At 60.3% G+C, this 17,309-nt stretch carries 16 protein-coding genes; 2 read left to right on the top strand and 14 right to left on the bottom strand.

The window, feature by feature from the left end; genetic code table 11:
* Positions 1-125: 125 nt before the first annotated feature.
* The 10 genes from P7F28_RS20695 to P7F28_RS20650 form a co-directional block, all read right to left on the bottom strand.
* Complete coding sequence (locus P7F28_RS20695; protein WP_277186455.1) at positions 126-1,034, bottom strand: LysR substrate-binding domain-containing protein; 909 nt, start codon at positions 1,032-1,034, stop codon at positions 126-128.
* Between the two features lie 78 nt (positions 1,035-1,112).
* On the bottom strand, positions 1,113-2,366 hold the full coding sequence (locus tag P7F28_RS20690; protein ID WP_277186454.1) for a cytosine permease: 1,254 nt from the start codon (positions 2,364-2,366) through the stop codon (positions 1,113-1,115).
* Between the two features lie 28 nt (positions 2,367-2,394).
* Complete coding sequence (locus P7F28_RS20685; RefSeq protein WP_277186453.1) at positions 2,395-2,787, bottom strand: glutamyl-tRNA amidotransferase; 393 nt, start codon at positions 2,785-2,787, stop codon at positions 2,395-2,397.
* Positions 2,788-2,801: 14 nt separating this feature from the next.
* Positions 2,802-3,767: a carbamate kinase gene (gene arcC / locus P7F28_RS20680; protein ID WP_277186452.1), complete on the bottom strand. Its 966-nt coding sequence runs from the start codon at positions 3,765-3,767 to the stop codon at positions 2,802-2,804.
* Positions 3,764-5,191 (bottom strand): DUF1116 domain-containing protein, encoded by a 1,428-nt coding sequence (locus tag P7F28_RS20675; RefSeq protein ID WP_277186451.1) that lies wholly within the window; start codon positions 5,189-5,191, stop codon positions 3,764-3,766. Before P7F28_RS20675 ends, arcC begins: the two co-directional genes overlap by 4 nt.
* Positions 5,192-5,203: 12 nt before the next feature.
* Positions 5,204-6,754, bottom strand: coding sequence for an acyl-CoA synthetase FdrA (fdrA, locus tag P7F28_RS20670; protein ID WP_277186450.1), 1,551 nt, complete (start codon positions 6,752-6,754; stop codon positions 5,204-5,206).
* 146 nt (positions 6,755-6,900) lie between these two features.
* Complete coding sequence (locus P7F28_RS20665; RefSeq protein WP_277186449.1) at positions 6,901-7,566, bottom strand: cysteine hydrolase family protein; 666 nt, start codon at positions 7,564-7,566, stop codon at positions 6,901-6,903.
* Between the two features lie 332 nt (positions 7,567-7,898).
* Positions 7,899-8,507 (bottom strand): hypothetical protein, encoded by a 609-nt coding sequence (locus tag P7F28_RS20660; protein WP_277186448.1) that lies wholly within the window; start codon positions 8,505-8,507, stop codon positions 7,899-7,901.
* A 32-nt stretch (positions 8,508-8,539) separates the two neighbouring features.
* Positions 8,540-9,292 carry a molybdopterin-dependent oxidoreductase gene (locus tag P7F28_RS20655; protein WP_277186447.1) on the bottom strand — a complete coding sequence of 251 codons (753 nt, stop codon included), beginning with the start codon at positions 9,290-9,292 and terminating at the stop codon, positions 8,540-8,542.
* Between the two features lies 1 nt (position 9,293).
* Positions 9,294-9,878 (bottom strand): cytochrome b/b6 domain-containing protein, encoded by a 585-nt coding sequence (locus tag P7F28_RS20650; RefSeq protein ID WP_277186446.1) that lies wholly within the window; start codon positions 9,876-9,878, stop codon positions 9,294-9,296.
* Between the two features lie 122 nt (positions 9,879-10,000).
* Between P7F28_RS20650 and P7F28_RS20645 the strand changes: the two genes are divergently transcribed.
* Both P7F28_RS20645 and P7F28_RS20640 read left to right on the top strand, forming a co-directional pair.
* Complete coding sequence (locus P7F28_RS20645; RefSeq protein WP_277186445.1) at positions 10,001-10,672, top strand: heavy metal response regulator transcription factor; 672 nt, start codon at positions 10,001-10,003, stop codon at positions 10,670-10,672.
* On the top strand, positions 10,669-12,129 hold the full coding sequence (locus tag P7F28_RS20640) for a heavy metal sensor histidine kinase (RefSeq protein ID WP_277186444.1): 1,461 nt from the start codon (positions 10,669-10,671) through the stop codon (positions 12,127-12,129). Before P7F28_RS20645 ends, P7F28_RS20640 begins: the two co-directional genes overlap by 4 nt.
* Here P7F28_RS20640 and P7F28_RS20635 read toward each other — a convergent pair.
* The 4 genes from P7F28_RS20635 to otnI form a co-directional block, all read right to left on the bottom strand.
* Entirely contained in the window at positions 12,095-13,888 is a 1,794-nt protein-coding gene (locus P7F28_RS20635; RefSeq protein ID WP_277186443.1) for an FAD-dependent oxidoreductase, read from the bottom strand. The genes P7F28_RS20640 and P7F28_RS20635 overlap by 35 nt on opposite strands.
* Positions 13,885-14,964, bottom strand: coding sequence for a DedA family protein/thiosulfate sulfurtransferase GlpE (locus tag P7F28_RS20630; RefSeq protein WP_370467369.1), 1,080 nt, complete (start codon positions 14,962-14,964; stop codon positions 13,885-13,887). The genes P7F28_RS20635 and P7F28_RS20630 overlap by 4 nt, the downstream gene beginning before the upstream one ends.
* 317 nt (positions 14,965-15,281) lie before the next feature.
* Positions 15,282-16,247 (bottom strand): D-erythronate dehydrogenase, encoded by a 966-nt coding sequence (denD, locus tag P7F28_RS20625; RefSeq protein ID WP_277186441.1) that lies wholly within the window; start codon positions 16,245-16,247, stop codon positions 15,282-15,284.
* 23 nt (positions 16,248-16,270) lie between these two features.
* Positions 16,271-17,059: a 2-oxo-tetronate isomerase gene (gene otnI, locus P7F28_RS20620; RefSeq protein ID WP_277186491.1), complete on the bottom strand. Its 789-nt coding sequence runs from the start codon at positions 17,057-17,059 to the stop codon at positions 16,271-16,273.
* Between the last annotated feature and the right edge of the window lie 250 nt (positions 17,060-17,309).

Genomic DNA, 17,309 nt, shown 5'->3' with positions numbered 1-17,309 from the left:
TCGCACGATGTCGGCGGGAAAACGGATCGAATTGCGTGCAGCCGACTTAACTAGTCTGCGGGTCGCGCGTCATGCCTGCAAGCGAAACTTTCGGCGGCGGCGCATGTAATCGGTTGAACAAAGCATCAGGGCGCGTCGCCACACAGCGCCGCGCGCATCTCGGGCCTCGACAAATATTCGATGCACCACGCGCGCACCTTTCCCGTACCCTCCGCGCGATGCGCGATGAATAGCGGCGTGGCGTGCTTGCGCTCCTGAATCTGCTTGCTGACGAGTGGCAAATGCGCGTACGTGGCGCGCACATGCGACGGCACGCAGCCGATCGTCACATTGCGCACGATCAAGCCGACCGCCATCGGAAAATCGGGAACGAAGACCGGCTTCTGACCTTCGAGCAGCCACGCGTGACGAGCATCGAATTCGACCGAGGTATCGCGAATGCAGACGGCAGGATATTTCCGCAATTCCGCGCTTTGCAGAGTATGTCTTACCGATGCCAACGGATGGCTCGCGCCCACCAAAAAATCCCACGGCATCGAACCGATCGGCACACTGACGATGCCTTCGTTTCGCGGCACGAAATGCGGCGCGCCAATGACGATATCCGCCTTGTCGGCATAGAGCGCATCCCAGCAGCCGTTATAGACCTCTTCGCGAATGGTGACGCGCGTAGTGGGAAATACGGCTTCGAGATCGGCGACGAATTGCACGAGCGGTTCGCGCGGCACGATGTTGTTCACCGCGATCGTCAATTCAAGCTCGATCCCGCCCTGAACGATCCCCAGATTATGTTTGAGCGCCTGAAGATCATCGAGAATCGCCTTGCTGTGCGCGATGAAATATTCGCCCGCTTCGGTGAGCCGGATATAGCAGCCCTTGCGTTCGAACAGCTTCGCGCCGAACGATTCCTCGAGCTTCTTCACCGTATAACTGATCGCAGACGGCACTTTGTTCAGGCGTTCCGCCGCCGCCGTGATGCTTTGATACTGCGCGACCATTCGGACAATCCGAATGCTTTCATCCGAGGTGAACATCAAACAAAAATCCTGCATGCGTGAACGCGCAGCATGCAGGATCAAAGCGATACAGCCAAGCGACGCAATGTCACTGCGTCATTGGGTCACTGAACCGCGCGCCATCGTCAAACGGCTCAAAATCATGTAGCCGATGCAGGCGACGAGAATCGAATCGAGCGAAGGAATGGACGTCAGCGTGAACATGCCGCGCACGGTGGCAAAGCCCGTGAGCGAACCGGCGATCCATGCGACGAACGTCATCAGCTTGATTTGCGGTTCACGCATCAGCACAGCGGCGTCATATCCGTGACGGCGATACATCGCGAAATCTGCGATATAGATGCCCGCGACCGGCGGCGTCGCAATGCCCAGAAACAGCAGGAACGGAATGAACCACGACATGATGTCCATGCTGCCGACGATCGTTGCAAGCACGCCGAGCGCAATCGTGATCTGCCACTTCGGAAAGCGCGTAAAGAGCGTCGATACCACGAGCGTGCCCTGAAACATGTTGCCCGCGTTGCCGGTGACGGTCGCAAAGATCAGCAGAATGGCGGCAGGCAGCGTCGCGCCGAACACGGCCATCGCGGCGAGCAGCGAGCCTTTGCCAGTGATCACGCTCGGCGTCGCGCCAGCCCAGTACAGCAGCGGATACGCGATCAGAAACGCCAGCAGCGCGCCGCCCACGGCATGCATGCGGTTATGCGTGAAACTGCCGAAATCGGGCAGCGTTGCGACCAGCACGATGATCGTGCCGACCACCGTGGATACTGCGACGCCCATCGGCATATTGCTCACGCTATCGATGGCGGGCGCGTTGCCGGTCATCGCCACATGCACGTTGTAGCCGAGAATCAGCACGATCACCGGCACCGCGAACTGCGCCACCTTGCCAAGCACTTCAAACCCGAACGCCGTCGATGCCACGAACACCACGCAGCCGATGGCAATCAGCACCGGCACGGGCACATTCATGCCGCGTTGCGCGAGCAGATCATGCACGGAATGGCCGAACATGCTGGCCGTCACCGCGATCCATCCGAACAGACTCACCGCCAGCAACACGTTGATGGCAATCGCGCCCTTCTCGCCGAACGGATATTTCACGATGCCGTACGTCGGCAGCCGCGCTTTCTCGCCCACGGAAATCGTGATCGACGCGATGACCGCAAGAATCAGACTGCCGAGCGCGACCACTTTGACGAGCACATCGTTGCTCAACTGATTGCCCAGACTCGACGACGACAACAGCACCGGCGTCACCGCAATGCCCAGCAGAATCATCGCGATCCGATAAGCCGGCGCGGTGTTGAGCTTTTCGTCCGCGCGGCTTTGATTGGTATTACTCATGACATGTCCTTCTATTTCGAGCCTTGAATCACGGCGTAAAGTGATGACCGGTGTATTCGCGCCAGCCGCCCTTGTCGGTGATTTCCGTTTGTCCTTCGAGCAGCCACGGCTCCGCAAGCACGCCGAGCACTTCGCTGCCATCCGCGAGCACGACCTTGCCGATGGAAAGTCCCGCAGGTTCCGAGAGCAGCAGGCCGCCGAGCCCCGCCATCGGCAGACGCCACACTTCCAGCGAAACGCTCACGCCGCCGCTCTTCACGCGGATCATTCCCGGATGCCGGTCGCCGATGCTCCAGATTCGATAGCACGCATCCGTGCGGTCTTCGCGCACAAACGTGCCGCCCGCCGCGAGCATGTTGTGATTGAGTCCAAGCCCGCGCATCAGCGTGCCGTTCACGGCGAGCAAAGTGGTGTCGTTCATGTTTTCTCCTGGATTCATGGCGTAATCCATGTGCCGGTTTTACGTTCGAGTGCGCGACGGATCGCAGCGGGACTGGTGATAAGACCTTCGCCTGCGCGTCCGTTCGGTCCTGTGTGCGTGACGAAACGCAGAATGGCTTCGACCTTCGGCTGCATGCTGCCCGCCCCGAATTGCCCTTGTTCAATGAGCTTTTTCGCTTCGGCCACGCTCAGCGTGTCGAGCCAGCGTTGCTCAGGTGTGCCGAAGTTGACCGCGACTTGTTCGACGCCCGTAGGAATCAGCAGCAGATCCGCTTCGAGTTGCTGCGCAAGCAGCGCGGAAGCCAGGTCTTTATCGATCACCGCCTCGACGCCGGCGAGTCCGCGCTCGCTGCGAATCACCGGAATGCCGCCGCCACCGCACGCGATCACCACACAGCCTTGGTCGAGCAAGGACGCAATCACATCGCGCTCGACGATTTCGAGCGGTTCCGGCGACGGCACCGTGCGACGCCAGCCGCGCCCCGCATCTTCCATCAGCGTCCAGCCGAGTTCCTTCTGACGCTTCTTTGCCGTGGCTTCATCGAAGAACGCGCCGACGGGTTTGGTAGGATGACTGAATGCCTGATCGTCTGCGCTTACGAGCGTTTGCGTAACGATCGCCACCACGCGTCGATCGATACCTCGCTTGTGCAACTCATTGCTCAGCGCTTTCTGGAACATATAGCCGATTGCGCCCTGCGTATCGCCAACGGCGTAATCGAGCGGAACGGGCGCGACTTCCTGCGCGGCGATTTCCGAGCGTCGCAGAATAAAGCCGACTTGTGGCCCGTTGCCGTGCGTAAGCACGACATTCCAGCCCGCCTCGATCATCTCCGCGATGTTGTGCGCGCTCTCGATCACCGCTTCGTATTGATGCGGAATACTAAGGTGTTGTTCATCGCGGATCAGCGCATTGCCGCCAACCGCCACCACCGCCAAAGGTTTCTTGTGCGTCGTCATGATGTTTGTCCCGTATGCTGTCTCACCGTCGATGCCAGCGCGCGAATGGCATCGACAAAGCATTCCATCGGTGCCGTGGTGATGCCCGCGCCGATCTGTCCGACGCCGGCGCGTTTATGCGCGATACCCGTGTTGATCACCGGCAGAATTCGCCGGTCCGCGACCATGCGCGCATCGATGCCCGCTGCCGTGGGCGCGAAGTCGAGCGCGGGCAGCGTGAAAGCGGGATTGCCGCCAAGCGTGATTGCCTGCATGCGGCGGCTGTTGGCGCTCGCATCGGCAGGCGTGCCGCCGACGAACTTGACGATTGCGGGCGATGAAGCCATCGCAAAACCGCCCACGCCGGCCGTTTCGGTGATCGCGCTGTCGCCAAGATCGGCGGCGGCATCGTCCACGCCGTAGCCGGGGAAAAACAGCCCTTCGACAGGATTCGCGCGCGCCTGGAACCACTGATCGCCGGTGCCCGAAAGACGGATGCCGAAGTTCACGCCGTTGCGCGCCATCACGCTGACCATCGAGCTGAAGGGCACATTGGCGGCGGCGTCCATCATGGCCTTGCACGCGGCCATCGAAATATTGAGGAAAAAGTGATCGTTGCCGATAATCGCCGCGCTCACGTCGCGAATCTGCGCGAGCGGCAAATCGACTTCGAGCAGGGCGGGCATGATGCGCTTGATAAACAAGCCCGTCGCCGCGCTGTTGCGGTTATGGACTTCATCGCCCATATGCAGCGCTTGCGCCATCAGCGGCTTCAGATCGATCTCGCCCGATACGCGCAACGCCGCCTTCAGCGCAGGCGCGAGCGTGGGCTTCATCCAGCGCAGACGCGTCAGCACTTCTTCGCTGTTCGCGCCGAAGCGCAGCACCTTGCCCAGCCCTTCGTTGAAGTTGCAATACGTGCGATGTCCGTTGCTCTTATTCTGGATGACGAACAAAGGCATCGACGGACTGATGATGCCGGCCATCGGACCGACGGCGTTGTAGTGATGGCACGGTTCGAGATCGATCTTGCCATCGAGCACGAGGCGCTCCGCTGACGCATGATCCGCAGCCCAGCCTTCGAGCATCACCGCGCCGATGATCGCGCCCTGCACCGGTCCGCACATATTCGCCCAAGCGATCGGCGGGCCGGAGTGAAGGATCAGCTTGCGCTCGTTCATCGCGCTGATGGCGTCGGATGCAGTGACGATATCGCACAGTACGGGTTGTGCTTCGAGATAGCGCGCGAAGGCCGTTTCGTTGGCCTGCTCGACCAGCGGATGACGCATCAGATACGCGAGATCGAGTCCTGCTTCGAGATCGCCGAGTGCGGGCGGCTGCCAGCTTACGTGTTCGACTTCACCGCCCGCGCGACGCAGGTTATCGGCGAAACTGACCAGTCCGCAGTTCACCACCTTGAGTGGCTGACCAAACAATGTGTTCATTCTGTCGCTCCGTTATTTTTTCGCCTGCATCTGCGCGATACGGCTCGCCCACAGCGCCGCCTGCGCATTGCAGCCCGCGATCAGGACGCCTGACTTTTTAAGCGTGTCGATCTGGCGACTGCGTGTTTGCGGATCGGCTTCGGTGCCGCAGACATGTGCGATCAACACCGGCAGCTCGGACGTCGCTTTTCGCGCTTCGTCGATAACCGCGATCAGCCCTTGCGCGGGTTCATCGGCGGCGCCGTAGCCGAGCACGAGATCGAACAGCACGACCGCCGTCGATGGATCGAGCATCTCGGCGCGGATGCGTTCATCGCGCAAGGTCGGATCGATCATCGGATGCGGACGACCGCGTGTGAAATCGTCATCGCCCAAATCGACGATGGTGTGTTGCGTGCTCTTCCAGATATCATCGAGCTTGCTGTTGCCCTTGACCGGCGTGTTCGAGCTCGCGGTCAGACCTTCGCGCTGGCAAAGCAACTGGCTCTCGTAGCAGAACGTGCCGCCCGCAAACACGCCGCGAATGAACTTGCGGCGCGCATTGAGCTTTTGCGCGTGCTGCGCGAGCGTGGCTTCGTCCTGCGCTTCGACGCGCGCGACGGTATCCGGCAACTCGGTCTTGTTCAGCAAGGCGACGGCGAATTGCGCGGCATCCGCGAGCGTGTGCGCGGGCGTGACGCCGGGCACGCGCATCTCTTCTTCCGGTGCGCCGAGGAAATTCACGACAACCGGCTTGCCCGCCTTCTGCGCGCGTTCGAGCACGCGTTCGGCCACCGAGCGCGCGGGCGGCTTGGAGATCAGCACGATCACATGCGTGTCGGGGTCTTCGGCGAGCGCATCGAGTGCGAACAGCATCGAAATGCCGCCGATGTCTTCGTGCAAGTCATGTCCGCCCGTGCCGAGCGCCTGCGAAATCCCCGCGCCCAATTGGTCGATACGGCACGTCACTTCCTGCAAGCCCGTCCCCGACGCACCGACCACGCCGATTCCACCGCGCTTCACCACGTTCGCGAAACCAAGCGGCATGCCGTTGACGATCGCCGTGCCGCAATCCGGGCCCATCACGATCAATCGCTTCTCGCGCGCGAGCGTCTTGATGGCCTTTTCGTGCGCCATGCTGACGTTGTCGGAGAACAGCATCACGTTCATGCCGAGTTGCAGCGCCTTGATGGCTTCGGCGGCGGCGTAATCGCCCGGTACGGAGATCAGCGCGAGATTGGAATCCTGCACGTCGTCGCAGGCCATGGCGAGGCTGTTGACGGGCGGCGCTTCAGCCGTTTGTCCCGACGACTTTTCCGGACGCGCGCTCAGCCGTTCGCGCGCGACGCGCAGCGCTTCTTCGCACGCTTCATCCGATCCGCGCACGGCGATCAGCAAATCGTTCGGGCCGGCGTCGGCGCATTCGCCCAAACCCGCATCCACGAGTTGGGCGAGATTATTCGGCGTGCCCATCACAACCGACGCCTGTTCGACGCCCGGCAATTTGCTGATATGCGCGGATATCTGCATCAGGGAAACCGAATCCTGATACATGTTTTTGAAATTTTCGATTTTGGTGGCCATTGCGCCTCTCCATTTCCCTGCACGATAAAATCGATGCAGGGATTAATTACAATCGCGGGATAATCGCGCCGAGCGGCAAACTCATTCGATTTTTCTGAATATGCGCTAATGCCATACGGAATGAAAAACCCGCGATCTCATCGAATTCAGACGCGCAAGCCTTCGATGACCGAAGCCGAATTGCTGACCCAGCCGAAAATCGCGCCTTGCGCCTTGATCATTTCAAGCGCCGCCTTCTGGAACGCCGGGAAATACGAGCCGACGCAATCTTCCGGCACGATGCACTCGAAGCCGCGATCATTCGCCTCGCGCACGGTGGTGGTCACACAAACTTCCGTCGTCACGCCGCACACGATCAGCGTCTTGATGCCCGCGTTCTTGAGGATCAGATGCAGGTCGGTTTCATAGAACGCGCCCTTACCCGGCTTGTCGATCACCGGCTCGCCGGCCACCGGATACAACTCGGGAATCAGATCGTGGCCCTTCTCGCCGCGCACCAGAATGCGGCCCATCGGCCCGTTTTCGCCGATGAACGTCTTGCCGCCGCGTGTGAGCTTGGCGGGCGGGCAATCGGTCAGATCGGCGCGATGGCCTTCGCGCGTGTGAATGACCAACATGTGCGCGCGGCGTGCGGCATCCAGCAAGCGCTTGCACGGTTCGATCGCCGTGCGCACGAACGACACATCGTTGCCGAGCGCTTCGCCGAATCCGCCCGGTTCGACGAAATCGCGCTGCATGTCGATCATCACGAGCGCCGTGGTGCGGGGATCGAACGGCAGGTCGAAGGGTTCGGCACGAAATTGGTGTTGCATCACGGTACTCCCTGAATCGTTGAAAAAAATCCGAGCGAAAATAATCGATCGACACGCGCAATGTTTTAAAAACGGTAATGGCGTGAAAATCGTTTTTCGATCGCTGAAAATCTCAATCGATTATAGGTTTCGGCTTTTGAAAGACAATGAAATGATTTATCGCGGAGAATCGAATTTCTCGATGCTCAATGATCCCGCGCCGCGCGCATCAATTGCGGCGCGGTTTGAATCACATTTTTGCAACTGGGGCGGATTGTCGCGAAAGCGTAGGCCAAATGAAAAACGCCCGCCGGAAATATTTCGCGGCGGGCGTTTTTCTTGAGCGATGCAACTTACATCGGCGGCTTCACGCCATCCTTTTCCACCACCACGCGTTGCGCCGCGTAGTCCGAGCCGTTCGGCGTCGCGACCACGAACACTTGCTTGCCGGCCTTCAGATCGTCGCGCGTGGCGGGCGCGAAGGTCACCACGGGCACGTTTTCCGGCACCGTCACCGAATTGTTGCCGCCCTTGTACGAGAGCTTCAGATCGCGGCCGCTGGTGCCTTGCACGACCTGATCGACATTGGCGTTGGTCATGGAACTCTTCGGGCCGAGATCCCACGCGTAGTGGCCTTCGCCGGTGCCGCGCGCGGCCTCGGGGAACACCAGCACTTCGGTCGCGGTGAGCTTGCCGTCGGTGCCGGTCGTCGCGGCCGTGCCGACGAACGAACCCGGCTTGATGTCCTGCAACTTGATGTTCTTGAGCGCGGCCACCGGCGTGTCCGCCTTGAGCGTGACCTTCACGGTATCGCCGCTCTTGCGATGCACGGTCAGCGTATCGCCGGTGAGCGAAACGATATCGCCGCGAATGCGCGCGGGCTTGGGTGCATCGGCGGCAAAGGCAGTGGAGGCGAGCGAGAGCGCCACGAGGCTAAGACCGAGTTTGGTACGGATAGACATGTAATCTCCTGCGAGTGAATGAATCAAAGGCTTCAGGAACCGCCGAACCAGTTGTAGCCCTGGTTCTCCCAATAGCCGCCGGGATAATCGTTCGTCACGGTGATCGCGACGATGTGCTTCGGGTTCTTGTAGCCGAGCTTGGTCGGCATGCGCAGCTTCATCGGGAAGCCGTACTTGGGCGGCAAAATTTGGCCGTCGTAAGTAAGCGTGAGCAGCGTCTGCGCGTGCAGCGCGGTCGGCATGTCGATGCTGGTCGAGTAGTTGTCGGCGCAGTGGAACGCCACGTATTTCGCGGTGGTATCGGCGCCGGCGAGCGCGAGGAAACGCGCGAATCGCACGCCGCCCCATTTGCCGATCGCACTCCATCCTTCGATACAGATATGCCGCGTAACCTGGCTTTCCTGCGGCATGGCGTGGAGTTCGTCGAGCGTCCAGACGCGTTTGCCTTTGACAAGGCCGCCCACTTCCAGCTTGTAGGCCGATGCATCGACTTCGGGCACGTCGTCGATGTCGTAGAACGCGTTGAACGGGAACGGGCGCGTGATCATCGACTCGGGATACGTCGGCGCGAGCTTGTTCGGATCGAACAGCAAGGCTTGCGCGTCGTCGTTGAAGGACGAGATCTTGCGCAGCATCGCGTTGACGGATTTGTCGTCGGTGATGTTGCAGCCGGAGAGCATGGCGAGACCGCCGAGCGTGAGAATGCGCTGTCCGAACAAGCGTCGCGCGGGCGACTTCAGTTCCTTTGCGGCGTCCTTGATGATGAGGTCTGCATCGAGTTTCATGTTAGCGGCCCCGGATCATCAGGACGAGCGAACGCGGCACGAGCGCGACCATCGCGACATGCACGACGAAGAACGCCACCAGAAAACTCATGCCGAAGAAATGGACCACGCGTGCGTTGTCGTAACCGCCCATCAGCGTGCGCAGCAGCGGAAACTGCACCGACTTCCATACGACCAGACCCGACAGAATCAACACGACGATATCCACGATCACCGCGAGATACGCAAATTTCTGCACCGCGTTGTAATGCGTGAGATCGGCATGACCGAGCTTGCCGCGCAATGCGGCGAAGGCATCGTGGAAAATGCTTTTTATGCTGAGCGGGAACATGCGTTTTTGCAGGCGTCCGGTCGCGACATTCATCACCAGATAGACGATGAAATTGGCGACCAGCAGCCACATGGCTGCGAAGTGCCATTGCAGCGCGCCGCCGAGCCATCCGCCGAGTGCGATCGACGTAGGAATGGTGAACGACTTGAACACCGGCGATGCGTCGTAAATCTGCCAGCCGCTCGTCACCATGATGACGATAGCCAGCGCATTCAGCCAATGCGTGATGCGTAGCCATAAAGGTTGCACTTGCATGACATGCCTCGTGAAGAATTGAGAGGCATGGTAGCGACGCCGCTCTGATCGATCGATGACCTCTCCATGACTTTTTTGTCATGATCGGCGAGACACGTGCGCACTCTGATTAGAATGACGCCATGACAATTCTCGTTATCGAAGACGATCGCAAGACCGGCGACTACCTGAAAAAAGGGCTCACGGAGTCCGGTTATCAGGTGGAACTCGTACGCAATGGCACGGACGGTCTGCATCAGGCGCTCGCGAACCATTACGAACTGATCGTGCTCGATGTGATGCTGCCTGGCATCGACGGATGGCAGGTGATGGCCGCGTTGCGCGCGAAACGTGACTTGCCTGTCATTTTTCTCACTGCGCGCGATCATGTGACGGACCGCATCCACGGGCTGGAACTCGGCGCGGATGACTATCTCGTCAAGCCGTTTTCGTTCACCGAACTTGTGCTGCGAATTCGTACGTTGCTCCGACGCGGCGTGATGCGCGAATCGGATACGTTTCAGGTCGCCGATCTGCATGTCGATGTACTTCGCCGCAAGGTGACGCGGCAAGGTATCGATATCGTGCTGACCAACAAGGAATTCGCGCTTTTGCACCTGTTTTGCAGGCGTCAGGGTGAAGCGCTGTCACGCACGATGATCGCGTCCGAAGTGTGGGACATGAACTTCGACAGCGACACCAATGTGGTCGATGTCGCCATCAAACGGCTGCGCGCGAAGATCGACAATCCGTTCGAACTGAAGCTGATTCATACGGTGCGCAGCATCGGCTATTCGTTTGGGGAAGACGCATGAGCCGTCACTTGCACCGGCCCGCGCGTTCGTTGGCGGTGCGGATTGCGCTTTCGTTTGCGGTGATCGTGTTCGTGGTCGTCGGCATGGTCGGCGCGGCGCTGTATCACGCAACGACGATTGCGCTGTCCACGCGTGCGGATTATCAGTTGATCGGGCGTGTCGAACATTTTCGTTCGCTGTTGCACGATCTTTATACGATCAAGGAAATCGAAGCGCGGCCGCGTTTGTTCGAAACCATGCTCGGCGATAGTCAGGATGTCATACTATTTCGCCGCGCAGGCACCGCACCGTTTATCGATGTGAATCCGGAGAATATGCCGCTGCCTGCGCTGAAGATCGTGCCGGTCGATCAGCACGTCACGCTCGATGCACTCGACGAAGGCACGCGCAGCGACGGCGTGCGCACGCGTTGGGTCGGTGCGCAGGCGCGGATCGGTGACAGTGGCGAAGTCGTCGAAATTATCGCGGCGCATGTGATGACACAGGAAGCGCGCGTGCTGGCGGCGTATCGGCTGCGGGTTTATATCAACGTGATCGTGGCGGCTTTGGCGGCTTTGGCGCTGGCGTATTGGGTGACGAGTCGCGGGCTGCTGCCGCTGAAGCTGATGGCGGAAAAAGCCGCGGAAATCGCGCCGAATCGTATGTCCGCGCGTCTGGATGTGGCCCATGCGCCTGCGGAATTGCAGAGTCTCGCTGCATCGTTCAATGCGATGCTGGATCGGCTGGAAAATGGCTATGAACGCTTGCTTCAGTTTTCCGCCGATCTCGCGCATGAGTTGCGTACGCCCATCGGCGTGTTGATCGGTGAGACGCAGGTGACGCTGGCGCATGAACGGAGTATTGCGGAGTATCGCAATGTGCTCGAATCGAATCTGGAAGAACTGGAGCGGCTGGCGCGGATCGCGCAGAACATTTTGTTTCTGGCGCAGGCGGATCATGGGCCGCAGCAGATCGATCGGGAACGTATCGATCTTCGCGAGGAACTCGTCGGGATTGCTGAGTATTTCGAAGGAATCGCGGATGAACGAAGTCTTTCGTTTTCCATTGATGCCGAAGGCGATATGTTCGCCAACGCGATCATGTGCCGCCGCGCGATTGGCAATGTCGTCGTGAATGCGGTGCGTTATGCGGATGCGGGCACGGTCGTGAAGTTATCCGGGCATGCGGATGATGATGGCAACGCGCGCATCGTTGTGGGGAATCGCGGGCCTTGCATCGAGCAAGAAGAGCTTGCGCGCCTGTTCGACCGCTTCTATCGCGGCGATACGGCGCGCAGTGAATTCACCGAATCGAGCGGATTGGGCTTGTCGATTGTGCAGGCGATCATGCGGCTGCACGGCGGAAGCGCATCGGCGGAATGCACGGCGGAAGGGTGGATCGAATTTACGCTGTGCTTTCCGCGCGATTTTGCCAATAGCCCGGTTAGCGTACCGGCGCAGGCATCGACTCTTGCTTAGCCAGCAAGCCGTGAATCTGCGCGACGACCGCCGCGCCTTCGCCTACTGCCGCTGCCACGCGCTTGGTCGAACTCGACCGTACATCGCCGATGGCGAATACGCCCGGAACGCTGGTTTCCAGCGCCATCACGCCCAGCGTGCGGCCTTCGTGCGCTTCGGGTCCGGTCAGCACGAAACCCTTGCCATCGACATTCACATTGCAGTTGCGCAGCCAGTCCGTATTCGGGTCCGCGCCCGTGAACAGGAACAGATGACGCGAATCGATTTTCAGCGGTCCATCCGGCGTTTTACAGTTGATCGCGGTGAACGCGCGCTCGTCGCCATCGAGTGAAGTGATTTCGGTGTGCGAGCGCAGCGTCACGTTCGGCAAAGACGCAATCCGCTCGACCAGATAATGCGACATGCTCGCGGCCAGTCCCGACCCGCGCACCAGCAAATGCACATGCCGCGCGTGCGATGCTAGATACACCACCGCCTGTCCCGCCGAATTGCCGCCGCCGACCAGCACCACGTCCGAGTTCTTGCACAGCTTCGCCTCCACCGGCGATGCCCAGTAATACGTGCCGTGCCCTTCATACCGCTCCAGCCCGTCGATGGACGGCCGCCGATACGCCGCACCCGACGCAATCACCACGGTTTTCGTCGATACCAGCGTGCCGTTTTCCAGCTCGATCTGAATCGGCGTGCGATCGCAACGCAGCGCCTTGATCTTGGTCGGAATCGCGATATGCGCGCCGAATTTCTGCGCCTGCACGAACGCGCGGCCCGCCAGCGCCTGGCCCGAAATTCCGGTTGGGAACCCTAAGTAATTTTCGATACGCGAACTCGCGCCCGCCTGTCCGCCCGGCGCGCGGCAATCGAACACGGCAACCGATAATCCTTCGGATGCCGCATAAACCGCCGTAGCCAAACCCGCCGGTCCCGCGCCGACGACCGCGACATCGTACGTATGCTCCGGATCGAACTCCGGCAGCCAGCCAAGTTGCGTGGCGACCTGATTTTCATCGGGCGCGCGCAGCACCGTGCCGTCCGGACAAATCACGATCGGAAAATCCGATGTCGAAGCGGAAATGCGTTCGAGCAATGCAATCGCATCGGGATCGGTACAGGCATCGATCACGGTATGCGGATAGCCGTTGCGCCGCAAAAAGCCTTGCAGCGACACCAGCCGCGCATCGTCCGATTGACCCAGCAGCACCGGCCCGCTGCCCTTTTCGATCAGACCGACGCGCCGCAGAATCAGCGCCCGCATGATGCGCTCGCCCAGTTCCGCTTCCGCGACCAGCAGCGCGCGCAGACGCTCGGGCGGAATCACGATGCCATCGACTTCATCGACCGCGAGGCCATCGACGAGACAAGGTTTGCCCGACAGTTGCGCCACTTCCGCCAGAAAATTGCCCGGCCCGTGATCGCGCACGATATGTTCGATACCCAGCGCGTCGCGCCGGATCACACGCACCATGCCCTTCAGCACGATCACCATGCCGCGCCCGGTCTCGCCGACGCGGAACATCCACTCGCCGGCCTTGTAATGCTGCGCGAACCCGAAGCGGCTCATGCGCTCGATCTCGTTGTCAGTCAGCGTCGGAAACATCTGGTGCATGCGCGACTGCAAGGGCGAGAACGGCGCGTTGGCGTCGGATGCGCCCGCGGCGGGCGCGCCCGAAGGCACCACGTTCGGATCGTCCGATGTCGGCTCGTGCGTGCTCCAAATCGCCTGCGGCAACTCCGGATCAAGTCCGCTCGGGCTTGTACTCATGCGCGATCTCCGTGTGGATGGGGAAAGCCGGCTTCATGCAGCGTGCCGTTTTGCGACAGCGGCAGCGAACAGGTCGCCGCCATCTGTTCGACTTCTTCGGGCGTGGTCGCCATCAGCTCGCCGAACTCGGTCAGATTCGCCACGCGGAAACCCGCGAGACGCCACGCATCGAGTCCGCCGGTAAGCGGCAGCACGTCGCGGAAACCGGCGTTGCGCATGGTCTTCGCCATCCACGCCGCCGACACCTCGTTCGGACACGAACAATAGATGATGACCTTGCGCGACTTGTCGTAACTTTCGATGATCTTCGCCAGATCGCGCTCGTCCGCGAACATGGAGCCGGGAATCGCGAACGGGTCGAGCATGCGCTTTTCGGGCGAGCGGATATCGAAGATCACAGGCAGCGGTTCATCGTTCATCAGCGAATAAAGCTGATCGACGCTGATGCGCGCCTTCTCCAGCGTCGCCATCAGCGCACGGCGACGCCACCAGCGATACGCCACGTAAATCGCCAGCAACACCGCGAGAACCATGATCGCCTGGCGTCCGAGTTGCGACATCATCGCGAAGAACATTTCCAGTTGCGCGGCGAATAACACGCCCAGCGACAGCCCGACCGCGCTCCATAACGCGATGCCCGCGCCATCGTGCGCGATGAAACTGCGCAGCTTCACGCCCATCGCGCCCGCGAGCGGCACCGACACCAGCGACAGGCCCGGAATAAATTTCGCCACCAGCAGCACGCGCACGCCCCACTTGCCGAAGAAGCGTTCGGTCTTTTTCACGCAAGTGTCGCGTGACAGCGAGAGCTTGCAGATGGTCTTGAGCGTCTTGTCGCCGTATTTGCGGCCGCCCTGAAACCAGACGAGATCGCCGAGCACGCCGCCCGCCACCGCGACGCACAACACGCCCACGAGCGGCGGCCAGAACGCCGCGCCGTTCACCGCCATCAAGGCGATGGACGCACCGACGATGATCATCGTCGGCATGGCGGGCACGGGCAAACCGAGCGCCGAGCCCATGACGTTGACAAAGACGATCGCCGGGCCGAATTTATCGACTAGCTGATGGAGCAACATGGGAATCTCCCGCACGCAACGGCGCGCGTTGTGCCTTGCTGACTATTTGGACGATGGAGCATCGCGCGAGAGAACCTCGTGCGCGGAACGAATGAGAGACGAGCGGCACGCGCTCGCGGTTCATCACGGCGCGTTTTCCCGCGCCGGTCCGACGTTCGTCCTATTTTAGAGATGAGTGTAACGCGGAAATGCGAACGTAAGCGCGCTGGCTGCATAAGACGCGGACGCCGCACGGCGGCGGCGTTCGGGTTTGAAGCGGAGACTGAGGAACATCAGGCAAGCTTCCGGGCAAAAGCCTGCATTACGGCGATGATTCAGGCGCGTTGGTCGGAGATATAGGCACGGATGACATCGGCGAAGGTTTGATCGCCGCTGAGTCCCAATTGTTGAGCGCGATCTGTATTCCACGCACCCGGCCAGCTTCCGACAATCTTCTCGATACGCTCGTCGCGCTGCCAGTCGATGCGCGCGACCGCTTCCTCGCCTGCCACTTCGCGCAGCGCCGCGACCATCTCGTTCACGCTCACCGACAAGCCCGGCAAGTTGATGACCGGCCGCAACCCGAGCTTCGCGCGATCGATCTCGCAACCGGCGATCAGCGCTTCGATCGCGCTTTTCGGCGACAGCAGCCAGACGCGCGTTTCGCCATCGACGGGACACGTGGAGCGCTCGCCATTCAGCGGCTCGCGAATGATCCCGCTCGCAAACGACGACGCCGCCGCGTTCGGCTTGCCCGGCCGCACGCTGATGGTCGGCAGACGCAGCACGCGGCCATCGACGAAACCGCGTCGTGCGTAATCGGAGAGCAGCAATTCGGCGATAGCCTTCTGCGTTCCGTACGACGATTGCGGATTGAGCGCGGTGTCGTCCTGCACCACGGCGGGCAGCACGCCGCCGTAGACCGCGACCGAACTCGTGAACACCACGCGCGGCACGTGGCCCTTTGCGCGGCAGACTTCGAGCAGCGCGCGCGAGGCATCGAGATTGATCTTCATGCCGAGATCGAAGTCCGCTTCGGCCTGACCGCTGACAATCGCGGCGAGGTGGAAAATCGCTTCGGTCTTGGTATCGATATGGCGTTCGAGCACGGCGCGGTCGGAGATATCGCCGGTTTCGGCGCGCACGCGTTTGTCGCTCAGCAGCGCTTCGTCTTGCGGACGTGCGACGTCGAGCAGGATGAGTTCATCGACCGGTTTGCCGTCGAGTTGGCCGCGCTCGAGCAGACGTTTGGCGAGCTTTTGGCCCAGAAATCCCGCGCCGCCCGTGATCAGAATTTTCATGCTGTGGGTCCTTGTTTCCTTGTTTAGAGGTACGGTTTGAGCCAGCCGAGCCCATCGGACGTGCCCGCTTTCGGCCGATATTCGCAGCCGATCCAGCCGTCGTAGCCGAGCGAATCGATCAGATCGAACAGGTACGGATAGTTCAGTTCGCCGAGGTCCGGTTCATGGCGCTCCGGCACGCCCGCAATCTGAATATGGCCGATGCCCGCGTTCGGGCGCTTCATATCGCGTTTGAGCTTCATCGCGATATCGCCTTCGACGATCTGGCAGTGGTAGATGTCGAATTGCACTTGCAGGTTCGGTGCGCCGATTTCATCGCAGATGGATTGGGCTTCGTCTTGCCGGTTTAGGAAGAAGCCGGGGATATCGCGTGTGTTGATCGGTTCGATCACGATGGTGATATTTGCTTTTTCTGCTTCTTTTGCGGCGTATTCGAGGTTTTTTAGATACGTTGCGCCGTGTTGTTGGCGGGATTGATCTGGGCTTATCAAGCCGGCCATTACGTGGAGTTTGTTATTGCCTAACTCGGCGGCGTATTCGAGCGCTGTTTTTACGCTTTGCTTGAACTTGTCCTCTCGGCCCGGTAAGGATGCTATGCCGCGTTCGCCGTTTGCCCAGTCGCCTGGGGGGGCGTTGAATAATGCTTGCTTTAGGCCGTTGTCTTTTAAGCGTGCTTTGATTTCTTCTGCTTTGAAGTCGTAGGGGAATAGGAATTCCACTGCCTTGAAGCCGTCTTTCGCTGCTGCTGCGAATCGGTCCAGGAAGGGGTGCTCCGTGTACATCATCGTTAGGTTTGCGGCGAATTTTGGCATTTTGCTTTTTGCTCCGGTTTTGGGTTTGCTTGCTGCTGCTTTTGTCTTGCGTTTTGGTTCAGTAGCCGCCTCCCCGGCGGGGGGTAACTTTCTTTGCTGCTGCAAAGAAAGTCACCAAAGAAAGCAGCTTTTTCAAGCAGACACTGCCCCTTGAGGCGGCAAGTGGATTAATGGGCTCTCTAGGTAACAATAGCTCGCCACCACGGAGGCCTGCCCGGCCTGTCAAGTGCTCGGTACGCGCCATGCAAGC

This window comes from Caballeronia sp. BR00000012568055 (assembly GCF_029439455.1).
GTDB lineage: Bacteria > Pseudomonadota > Gammaproteobacteria > Burkholderiales > Burkholderiaceae > Caballeronia.
Note: the sequence above shows the minus strand (reverse complement) of the source record. Positions and strands in the feature narration are given on the sequence as shown.